Origin of the sequence: Cryobacterium sp. MLB-32 (genome assembly GCF_000738085.1) — a bacterium.
GTDB lineage: Bacteria > Actinomycetota > Actinomycetes > Actinomycetales > Microbacteriaceae > Cryobacterium.
Window position 1 is genome coordinate 1 of record NZ_JPRS01000120.1, and the last position, 9,625, is coordinate 9,625.

A 9,625-nucleotide genomic window follows, 5' to 3' on the forward strand; every position below is an offset into this window, starting at 1 on the left:
CATCAACACGGTCGACGATGCAGGTGCGGGCGCGCTCGACAACCTCATGCCGAAAGCACTAACGGCTTGATTCCAAACGGCAAAACAAAAGACCCCGTCCAGTTGGACGGGGTCTTTTTCTGTATCTGCCTCAAAGCATTCGTGTGAGTAACACGTGAGTTTGGGATATCTACTTGGAGTCAAGTTTCATTTCATGGGAGATAAACCCCTGATAGGACGCCATATTTCTGTGCACCCCCCCGGACTTGAACCGGGAACCCACTGATTAAGAGTCAGTTGCTCTGCCAATTGAGCTAGAGGTGCATGTTATTTCTGCAGGGCAACCTGCGGGAACGATCAACAATAACACCACAAAAGCGCTTGGCGCCAATCGAGCAGCCTCCCGCGTGTCACCCCACGGAATTACTATCCTTGAGAGCGTGACCGAGCCTCGAATTGCGCCCCCTGCCTACCTTCTTTCCGACGATCTCGAACTGGCCAGGGCCCTCGCTGACGCGGCCGACGCCATCTCCCGCGTGCGCTTCACCGCGCTTGACCTCGTCGTGACCACGAAGCCCGATCGAACCCCCGTGACGGACGCCGATCAGGCCGTCGAGCGGGCCATCCGCGCCCTGCTCGCGGAGCACCGGCCCGGCGATGGAATTCTCGGCGAGGAGTTCGGCACCGAGGGCTCCACCGAACGCCAGTGGATCATCGACCCGATCGACGGCACCGCCGGCTTCATGAGGGGAATCCCGATCTGGGCCACCCTGATTGCCCTCGCCGTTGACGGCGTTCCGGTGCTCGGTGTCGTCAGCTCCCCCGCGCTCGGCAAGCGCTGGTGGGCCAGTGTGGGCGGCGGCGCGTGGGCGAGCGACGAGCGGATGCCCGATGCCGCGCCGACCAGACTCCGCGTCTCCGGCGTCGACGCCCTCGCCGACGCCTCCCTCAGCTACAACAGCATCCAGCAATGGGACCAGGCCGGGCACCTCGATTCCCTCGTGAGTCTCTCGCGTCAGGTCTGGCGGACTCGGGCGTACGGCGACATGTGGTCGTACATGCTCCTCGCCGAAGGGCATCTGGACATCGCCGGTGAATTCGACCTGAAGCCCTACGATATGGCCGCTCTCGCGCCCATCGTGCAGGAGGCCGGCGGGATCTTCACCTCCGTCGAGGGTCAGCCCGGCGTATGGCACGGCAGCGCCCTGGCCACCAACGGGCTGCTGCACGCGGCCACCCTCGCCGTACTCAATCCCTGAGCGCCCGTGACGATGGTTCGGCAGCCGGCGACTAATTGACGGTACCAAGCCAGCTCGACAGCCGATACCGTTGCCAACGGTTACTCGCGATGCTGGCCGTGAAGACGTTGTCGAAGGCCGGTCCCCGGACAAGCGGCGTTCGCCGGGGCCTTAGACGTGCGGGCGCACCTCGTCTTCGGACGCAAGCTGTTGGTTCTTCTCGAGCCGACGAACCGCTGAGTAGATTCGGACGACGAGGACGAAGAGAATCACCAGCATGATGGCACCGACCGCCGTCATGACCCCTGAGGCGATCACACCTGTCGTGAGGGGACCCAACCCGCCCTCCGGAACCTCGGGCCCGACAAATTCATGGAAAATCATGCTTCTCTTTCCTGTCAAAGATCTGAACGAGTGTGGCTAAGGGGCGGATGGGCCGCGCCTCACACCACAAGCGCCCCACACGTGCCCCTCAGCCCACTCGTTGCGTTGCGCATGCCGCCACAGCAACCGTGCTGCCGGCAATCGTCATCGCCGCGACGACGGCCCGAACCGAATTTCAGGCCGTGATGCCGAGCCCCCCTTTGCCCCGCATTTGTCCATCCTCCTCAACGAATTCCCACCTGTTTCGGCCGGACGACAGTGCCAGTCTGGCAGGCAGCCGCTGAAACACAAGGTGCCAAATTGGCGGAGTCCGTGGCAATGCGCGCGTGGTCGTTTTCATCGCTCAGCACTGGCGGGTGGGATGCTGGTCAGGTGGAGTTGAACACAAGCGCGGATACGCCACCCATCGTCATCCGTTCGTACGGTCAGGCGGATGCCGCGGAGACGCTGGCGATCTTCCTGGCCGCCGTCACAGAGACCGCGGCCGCCGACTACTCACCCGAGCAGATACACGCCTGGGCGCGGCCCGAAGAGCGGGAGCTGCCGGCGTGGCATACCGCGATGCAGGGGCGGAACAGCTACGTGGCGACTGTTGATGGTGCCCTGGCAGGCTTCTCGGACGTGGACGACGTCGGGTACATCGACATGATGTTCGTCGCCCCGCGACACCTCCGACGCGGGGTTGCACGGCACCTGATCACCCATGTGGAGGCCCACGCGCGGATGGAGCGGCTGACGGCTCTCAGTGCCGACGTCAGCATCACGGCCCGGCCCTTCTTTGAACGCTGCGGGTTCACGGTCGAGGCAGAACAACACCCGGTGAGAGCCGGTGTGCGGCTCACAAATTACCGGATGACAAAGAGCCTGGTCGTCGGTGAGGTGTGCCTGAGCGGACAGCTTGTCTGCCGGACCCGACATCAAGCCAACGCCGTGCGGGAACACCTCCCGCTGCACCGCGCTCTGACCCGGGCCGAAGCAGGATGCCGTTCGTTCAATGTCACCGAGACGAGCAATCCTCTGGTGTGGCAGGTCGAGGAGCGCTTTGAGAACGCAGCCGACTTTCACGCGCATCAGGAGCGCGTCGCCGGTAGCGAGTGGGGCCACGCCACGGCAGGAATCGAACGCCACTACCGCGAGTGGATCGACACCGGACCCGCGCGCCGTCTCGCCGACTAGATCAGCTCCGGAACGCTGCCGTCTTGGAGTCCGACGTAGACGCGGACTGCTCGGGCAGGAAGTTGCGGTGCAGCACCCGGCGGTCGCCGAGGGGCTCGCCTCGGGGGAACTCGGGGTGGACGCGGCCGAGGTGATTGTCACGGCACTGGAGCACCTGGCCCGGCGGGTCGCCCCGGACGGCCTCGACCGGGTGGAACGAGCGCTGGTCGCGTCGGCGACCGGCGCGATCACCCCGGAGACGGAAGGGGCGGTGCGGCAGAAAATGTGCGCCGGCGGCTTTCAGAACATGATCCTCGGCGAGAAGACGCGGTTCTTCACCCCGGGCCAGCGGCGGGCGATCGCAGCGTGGTGCGAGGTGCACCACATCCTCCCGTGGCAGCACCACGGAAATACAGACATAGACAATGGATGTCTCTTGTGTTGGTACCACCACGCGACGATCGACACCTCCGGGTGGGAGATCCGGATGGTGCGCGGCCGACCCGAAGTACGCGGCCCGGTGATCTCGACAGGCTCGATCCAAGCCTCTTCGACCCGACCCGCACCTGGCGACCCGCCGCCAGCCACCGCGCCAACACTCCCAGCCGACGCCCCATCCGACCACCGAGCTAGAACTCTGCCCGCCGAGGAACTGCTCGACTTAGTCGACGTCCGGGCGTCTCCGAGCGTCGCGTGCGCTTCGGCGCCGCTCGCGCCAGACACGCGGGTTGATCAGGAAGATCGGTTTGGGAATCCGGAGGGCATAACCGGTCGGCAGCACCCAGCCGTAGCGCCGGGCCAGCAACGACAGCACGGCGCCGCTCAGAATCGCCACGGCGGTTCCCAGAGCGACGTAGCCAAGCTTGCTCAGGATCACCATTTCGGTACTCGCGAGCACCGCACTCGTGGCGTAGAGGGTGTTGCCACCGAAGATCGTGGGTACCTTGAGCAGCATGATGTCCCGAACCATGCCACCGCCCACCGCGGTGATGATGCCGAGGAGAATGGCGGGCATCCAGCCCAGGTCCGCCTCGAGTGCCTTCTGTGCGCCCACGGCCGACCAACAGCCCACGGCGAGCGCATCAAGAAGAACGAGCACCCGCCTCGACCAGCGACCATTGAACGTCACGAAATAGGCAATGACCCCGCCGAGCACCGCGGTGATGAGGTATGCCGAGTCAGTGAGCGCCGCGGGCGGCCCCTGCTGCAACAGAGTGTCCCGAATGATGCCGCCGCCGAGGCCTGACATGATGGCGAGCACGACGAAGCCCACGATGTCGAGACGAGCTGACCGCGCTGCCACACCACCCAAAACGGCGTTGGCGAGCACGCCCGCGAGGTCGACGAAGCGGATCACCTCGAAGATCGCCGCTGAGTCCATTGTCACTTGCCCCATTCTCCCGCATTCACCGGGCTCCGGAGCTCACGCCTATTCTGAAGACATGCGAATCACTGCATTTTCGGATGTCTGCCTGCGGGTGGTCATGCTGCTCACAGCCGAACCCGACCTCCTCACGAGCCGTGTGATCGCGGAGCGCGTCGGCACGCCCTACAACCACGTGAGCAAGGCCGTCATGCGAGTGCGGGCGCTCGGGCTCGTCGAGGTGGAACGCGGCAGGAGCGGCGGAGTGCGCATCAGCCCGGCCGGACGCACCGCGACCGTCGGCTGGCTTCTGCGCCAGCTCGATGATCGACCCGACCTCGCGGGCTGCGAAACACACGACGGCCCCTGCCCTCTTCTCGTGGGCTGCGGACTACGAGGCGCGCTGAGACAGGCCAGGGAGGCCTTCTACGCGCAACTCGACGACCTCACGATCACCTCCATGGCGCCCGGCCGCCGGCCCGGCCCCGTGCCGCTGACCTTGTCCCGGACTCAAACCGGGCCTTAAGACCCTGATTTCTACGCTTTGTAGAAAAAGCCGCGAATACACGCATATCAAATGCTACTTTTGGGATTGTCCCCACAATCAAGGAGTTCATATGCTTTCGGTTCAGTCCGTCCCCATCATCGAAGCCACTCTCCCCACGGTCGGCGAGCGGATGCCCGCCATCGCGAGGAATTTCTACCACCGCATGCTCACGGCCCACCCTGAGTTGTTCGACGGGCTGTTCAGCCGGTCCAACCAGAAGAACGGCACCCAGCAGCAGGCCCTCGCCGCCAGCGTCGCCATGTTCGCCACGCACCTCGTGAAGAATCCCGACAGCGCGCCCGAGATCATGCTTTCCCGCATCGCCCACAAGCACGTCTCCCTCGGCATTCGGCCGGAGCAATACGACATCGTCTACAAATATCTCTTCGAGGCCATCGCCGATGAACTCAGCGACGTTATCTCCGCCGACATCGCCGACGCCTGGACAGAGGTTTACTGGCTGATGGCCCACGCGCTGATCAAGCAGGAGAACGGACTGTACGCGGGCCTCGCGAGCGACCAGGCACTTGCCCCCTGGACCGTTGTGACGAAAGAGAAGGCCGGAGCCGATTCCATGACTTTCACGCTGCTTCCCGCCGACGACACCCCCGTGTCCGATGCGAAGCCCGGCCAGTACGTGGGCGTCACGGTGATGATGCCGGATGGCATCCGGCAGGTGCGCCAGTACACGCTTTCCGCGGGAACAGGCAGCGATGTCCGTGTCTTCACCACTCGTCTCGACGCCGACGGCGAAGTCTCCCCTGCCCTGCACCGTGATGTGCAGGTCGGTGACCAGTTGACCCTGTCGCACCCGTGCGGCGACGTCACGCTCGACGACGAGGACGGTCCGCTCATCCTGGCCTCGGCCGGAATCGGCTGCACCCCGAGCGCTTCGATCCTCCGGTCCCTCGCGGATGCCGACTCCGCGCGTGAAGTACTCGTGCTGCACGCCGAGAATACCCTCGACCGCTGGGCGCTGCGCGACCAGATGCGTACCGATGTCGCCCACCTGAGTTCGGCCACCATGCAGCTGTGGCTGAAGGATCCCGCCGAGGATTCCCACGAGGGAAATATGTCCCTTGACGGCATCACCCTGCCGAAGAACGCGTCCATGTACCTGTGCGGGCCGCTGCCGTTCATGCGCACGATCCGCTCGCAGGCTCTCGCCTCGGGCGTACCCGCCCAGCGCATCCACTACGAGGTCTTCGGCCCCGACCTGTGGCTCGCCGGCGAGGACTCCTAAAACTCGGCCCGTGAACCTCGCATCTCCCGCCCTCGGCGATAAGGTGACGGTGTGGACACATCGAGGTACCGTGAGATTGAACTGAAGTTTGACGTCGACGACTCAACGGAGTTGCCGCGGTTGCACGATCTGCCCGGGGTCGATACGGTCGAACACCCCCTCGAACACCACCTCGAGGCCGTGTACTTCGATACACACGACCTCGTGCTCGCGGCGCACCATGTGACATTGCGACGGCGGGCGGGCGGTGACGACGCCGGCTGGCACCTCAAGCTGCCGATCGGTGCCACCGAGCGCCAGGAGGTGCACGCCCCACTCGCTGGGGAGTCCGACGTCGTTCCGGAAGCCCTCGCTCGACTCGTCCGAGTTCACGTGCGCGACCGCCCCCTTGTGGCGGTCGCGCTGCTGCGTACCCGCCGCATCGTGCATCGCCTACGCGGGGTGGACGGTGAGGCGCTTGCCGACGTCTGCGACGACCGCGTCGAGGCCGACCGACTGGTGCCGGAGCCCGCGCACTCGACCTGGCGCGAGTGGGAATTCGAATTGATCGATGGGTCACGGGGACTGCTCGCGGCCGGTCGGCAGATCTTCCAGTCCATCGGCATCTGCCCCTCAGCTCACGCCTCGAAGCTCGCACGAGCCCTCGGCGATCAATTCCCGGCCGAGCCCGCCCCCGCTCCCGTGGCCACCGGATCCGGTGCGGTCGCCACGGTGCTGCTGGCCTACGCGCACGAGCAGATCAACGTTCTCGTGACACAGGACCCGCGCGTGCGCGATGACGAGCCGGATGCCGTGCATAAGATGCGCGTGGCAACGCGGCGCTTGCGATCGGCCCTCGCCACCTACGGCGACCTGCTCTCCGACGAGGCGGGGACCGCCCATCTGCGGCACGAGTTGCGCTGGCTTGCCGGCGTTCTCGGTGACTCGCGCGACGAACACGTGCAACAGGACCGCCTCAGCACGCTCGTCAAGGCAGAACCCACGCAGCTGCTGCTCGGCCCGGTGGTCGAGCGGTTGGCCGGCCAATTCGCCGTAGAGAGCTCGGCGGCTCGGCAGGCGCTCCTCGCTGTTCTCGATCACGCTCGATACTTCCGACTTCTCGACGATCTCGGCGCCTGGCTCGTCTCTCCACGCTTCACGAACCTCGCGTACGGATCGGCGAGAAAGCTTGTGCCCACCCTGCTGGAGCAGGATTGGAAGGCACTTCGAGCTGCCGTGCGTGCGCTGCCGGATGCCGCTGAGGGTCAGGAGCACGACCTGGCCCTGCACACGGTACGCAAACGCGCGAAACGCCTGCGCTACGCGGCCGAAACAGCCCTGCCCATCGCGCGCAAAAGTTCCCGCCGTCTCGCGGCGAGTGCCCAGAGCCTGCAGACGATCCTGGGCGAGCACCAGGACAGCGTGATCGCCCGGGATCTGCTCCTGCACCGCAGCGCGGTCGAAGCCTATCTGCACGGCGAAAACACCTTCACCTATGGTCGCCTGCACGCCAAGGAGGAGGCTCGGGGAGCGGATGCCGAAGCCCGCTTCCAGGCGGCGTGGAAGGCCTTTCGCCGCCCCGATTAGGCGGCGGTCGCCGGCCGATCATCAGATCTCGCCCCGATCCACACCCCCGCGTCCATCGCTATCACCATCACCATCACCATCACCATCGTCATCCCAGCGGGTTCCGTCGGGGTCCCCGCGCAGGGTACCGGTGGCTTCATCCACCGCCGTTCCCACAGTGCTGGCGAATCGCTCCGGCGGGAATCGGGTGCCCAGGCCGTACTCCCTGAGGGTGTCTTTCACCGGGCCCTTCATCTCGGCGAAGATGAATCGGATGCCCCGGGAGGCCAGAAAGTCATCGAGTTCAATCAGTTCCTCCACCGCGGTCGTGTCGATCTCGGTGATGGGCTCCGCCGCCAGGATCACCGTGTGAATGTCGTCGCCGGCGGCGGTGACGGTCGCCCGAATGTAGTCGTCGAAGATGCCTCCGTTGGCGAAGAACAGCGGCGCGTCGAAGCGCACGATCACGATCCCGGTCAGCCGCTCGCCCTCCGGGTGCCGCGAGAGATCGTGATACCCGCGCAGGCCACGGACGCGGCCGAGCTCCGCGCGATAGGGCCGCCAGGCGTGGCTGACGAACGCCCCCAGGGACAGGATGATTGCCACCCCGATGCCCTCGATCACCCCCACCACCAGCACAGCGATGAACGACGCCAGAGACAACAACGCATCGCTCGTGCTCATCTTCAGGAGGGCGAGGAATCCCCTCACGTCCACAAGACCGGCCGCGGCGACGATCACCACCGCGGCAATAGCGGCCGAGGGCAGGTACGCCGTCAACCCCGGGGCGAACAACATGAAGACGACGATGAGCAGGGCACCCACGACCGTCGTCAACTGTGATTGGGCCCCCGCCCGCTCCGCGACGGGCGTACGGGACGACGAAGCAGAAACCGGAAATCCTCCGAACAGCCCGCCCGCGATGTTGGACAGGCCGATCGCGGACATTTCCCGGCTGCCGCTGACGTTCTCGCCTCGCCGTGCGGCGAACGTGCGCGAGAGAACCGCGGTGTCCGCGAAGGCGATGAGAGCGATACCGAAGGCGGGCAGCACAAGGGCAGCAACATCCGCCCACTGCAGCGACCCGAGGGCCGGTGCGGGAAAGCCACGAGGCATGGCGCCGACGACGGGCACATCGTTCTGCAGGCCGAGAATCGCAGTCAGCAGCATCGAACCGACCACCGCCGCGAGGACCCCCGGAACGCGTGATCGTCGCCAGGACAGCACAATGATCACAACGAGCGAGCCGAGCCCGATCAGCGTCGCGGGCAGATCCACCTTGCCGGCCCCGATCCCCCCGACGATGCCGACGACACCGGTAAACGGGGACTCGGTCTTTACCGAGAAACCCAGAAGAGCGGGGACCTGGGAAATAATCACCAGCAGGCCAAGTGCATTGAGGTAGCCCACCCGAATGGGCTTCGACAGCAGATCCGTGACGAACCCGAGGCGTAGCACACCGCCGACCAGCAGAATCAGGCCCACCATGATCGCGAGCAGGCCGGCGAGGGCCACCGCGCGCGCACTGTCGCCCAGCGCGAGCGGCATGATGGCCACGGCGATGATCGGCGCCAGGGCGGAATCGGGGCCCAGAACCAGAATGCGCGACGGGCCGAAGACGGCGTAAGCGAAAGCGGGAATGATCGTGGCATACAGCCCGGCCTCTGGCGGCAGACCGGCCACCTCCGCATAGCCGATTCCGACGGGTATGAGCAGCGTCGTCAGCACGATCCCCGCGCGGATATCAGAAACCAGCCAGCTGCGTTGATAACTCAGGGCGGTGTCGATTCCCGGCACCCATCCGCGCCACAACTTCGCAGCCATTGAGTTCCTCTCCGGGAACGTCGTCTGGCGCCACATTATCATCGTGGGGTGCGCGCCAGAAGGCCCGTTCCCTGCGATGGATCCCCAAGATCAACGACCCGGATACACGACAGGCCGCCCTCTCGGGCGGCCTGTCGTGTGAACGAAACACTCAACTGCGTGTGACAACCATCCGTTTGTGGAGATGCGGGGAATTGAACCCCGGTCCACTGTTGTGGTCATATGCCTTCTACGGGTGTATCCAGTGAAATCGCTTTCTCGGCCCCGGAATTTGCCACTGGCATCTACTCCGACAGGCCCAGCCTTCGTTTAAGTCCCTCTACACCCCGTGGCTCAATGTAGAAGCA

At 65.2% G+C, this 9,625-nt stretch carries 8 protein-coding genes, 1 tRNA gene, 1 other RNA gene and 1 pseudogene; 6 read left to right on the forward strand and 5 right to left on the reverse strand.

Features of this window, described 5'->3' with window-relative positions:
* Positions 1–230: 230 nt before the first annotated feature.
* A tRNA-Lys gene (locus tag JF66_RS12375) sits at positions 231–303 on the reverse strand.
* Between the two features lie 116 nt (positions 304–419).
* On the opposite strand from JF66_RS12375, the gene JF66_RS12380 reads away from it, so the two are divergent.
* Positions 420–1,238, forward strand: coding sequence for an inositol monophosphatase family protein (locus JF66_RS12380; protein WP_231556400.1), 819 nt, complete (start codon positions 420–422; stop codon positions 1,236–1,238).
* A gap of 150 nt (positions 1,239–1,388) precedes the next feature.
* Here the strand turns inward: JF66_RS12380 and JF66_RS12385 are convergent, their stop codons facing one another.
* On the reverse strand, positions 1,389–1,601 hold the full coding sequence (locus JF66_RS12385) for a hypothetical protein (protein ID WP_035878464.1): 213 nt from the start codon (positions 1,599–1,601) through the stop codon (positions 1,389–1,391).
* A gap of 372 nt (positions 1,602–1,973) precedes the next feature.
* Between JF66_RS12385 and JF66_RS23000 the strand changes: the two genes are divergently transcribed.
* Positions 1,974–2,777 carry a GNAT family N-acetyltransferase gene (locus JF66_RS23000; protein WP_231556401.1) on the forward strand — a complete coding sequence of 268 codons (804 nt, stop codon included), beginning with the start codon at positions 1,974–1,976 and terminating at the stop codon, positions 2,775–2,777.
* Positions 2,778–3,063: 286 nt separating this feature from the next.
* Positions 3,064–3,168, forward strand: a pseudogene (locus tag JF66_RS25325) (hypothetical protein); the annotation flags it as partial.
* Between the two features lie 249 nt (positions 3,169–3,417).
* Here JF66_RS25325 and JF66_RS12400 read toward each other — a convergent pair.
* A complete protein-coding gene (locus JF66_RS12400) occupies positions 3,418–4,137 on the reverse strand; it encodes a trimeric intracellular cation channel family protein (protein ID WP_081882361.1) in 720 nt (239 codons plus the stop codon).
* 61 nt (positions 4,138–4,198) lie between these two features.
* Here JF66_RS12400 and JF66_RS12405 point away from each other — a divergent pair, with 61 nt between their 5' ends.
* The 3 genes from JF66_RS12405 (at position 4,199) to JF66_RS12415 (ending at position 7,475) form a co-directional block, all read left to right on the forward strand.
* Positions 4,199–4,645, forward strand: coding sequence for an Rrf2 family transcriptional regulator (locus JF66_RS12405; protein WP_035878473.1), 447 nt, complete (start codon positions 4,199–4,201; stop codon positions 4,643–4,645).
* 91 nt (positions 4,646–4,736) lie between these two features.
* Complete coding sequence (locus JF66_RS12410; protein ID WP_035878475.1) at positions 4,737–5,909, forward strand: globin domain-containing protein; 1,173 nt, start codon at positions 4,737–4,739, stop codon at positions 5,907–5,909.
* Positions 5,910–5,960: 51 nt separating this feature from the next.
* On the forward strand, positions 5,961–7,475 hold the full coding sequence (locus JF66_RS12415; RefSeq protein ID WP_035878479.1) for a CYTH and CHAD domain-containing protein: 1,515 nt from the start codon (positions 5,961–5,963) through the stop codon (positions 7,473–7,475).
* A 21-nt stretch (positions 7,476–7,496) separates the two neighbouring features.
* Here the strand turns inward: JF66_RS12415 and JF66_RS12420 are convergent, their stop codons facing one another.
* Entirely contained in the window at positions 7,497–9,278 is a 1,782-nt protein-coding gene (locus JF66_RS12420) for a SulP family inorganic anion transporter (RefSeq protein WP_051973492.1), read from the reverse strand.
* Between the two features lie 176 nt (positions 9,279–9,454).
* Positions 9,455–9,625: a transfer-messenger RNA gene (gene ssrA / locus JF66_RS22300) on the reverse strand; the annotation flags it as partial.

Coding starts and splice junctions, on each gene's coding strand:
- JF66_RS12420 (WP_051973492.1), bottom strand. CDS start 9,278: ATGGCTGCGAAGTTGTGGCGCGGATGGGTGCCGGGAATCGACACCGCC.
- JF66_RS12405 (WP_035878473.1), top strand. CDS start 4,199: ATGCGAATCACTGCATTTTCGGATGTCTGCCTGCGGGTGGTCATGCTG.
- JF66_RS12385 (WP_035878464.1), bottom strand. CDS start 1,601: ATGATTTTCCATGAATTTGTCGGGCCCGAGGTTCCGGAGGGCGGGTTG.
- JF66_RS12410 (WP_035878475.1), top strand. CDS start 4,737: ATGCTTTCGGTTCAGTCCGTCCCCATCATCGAAGCCACTCTCCCCACG.
- JF66_RS12400 (WP_081882361.1), bottom strand. CDS start 4,137: ATGGACTCAGCGGCGATCTTCGAGGTGATCCGCTTCGTCGACCTCGCG.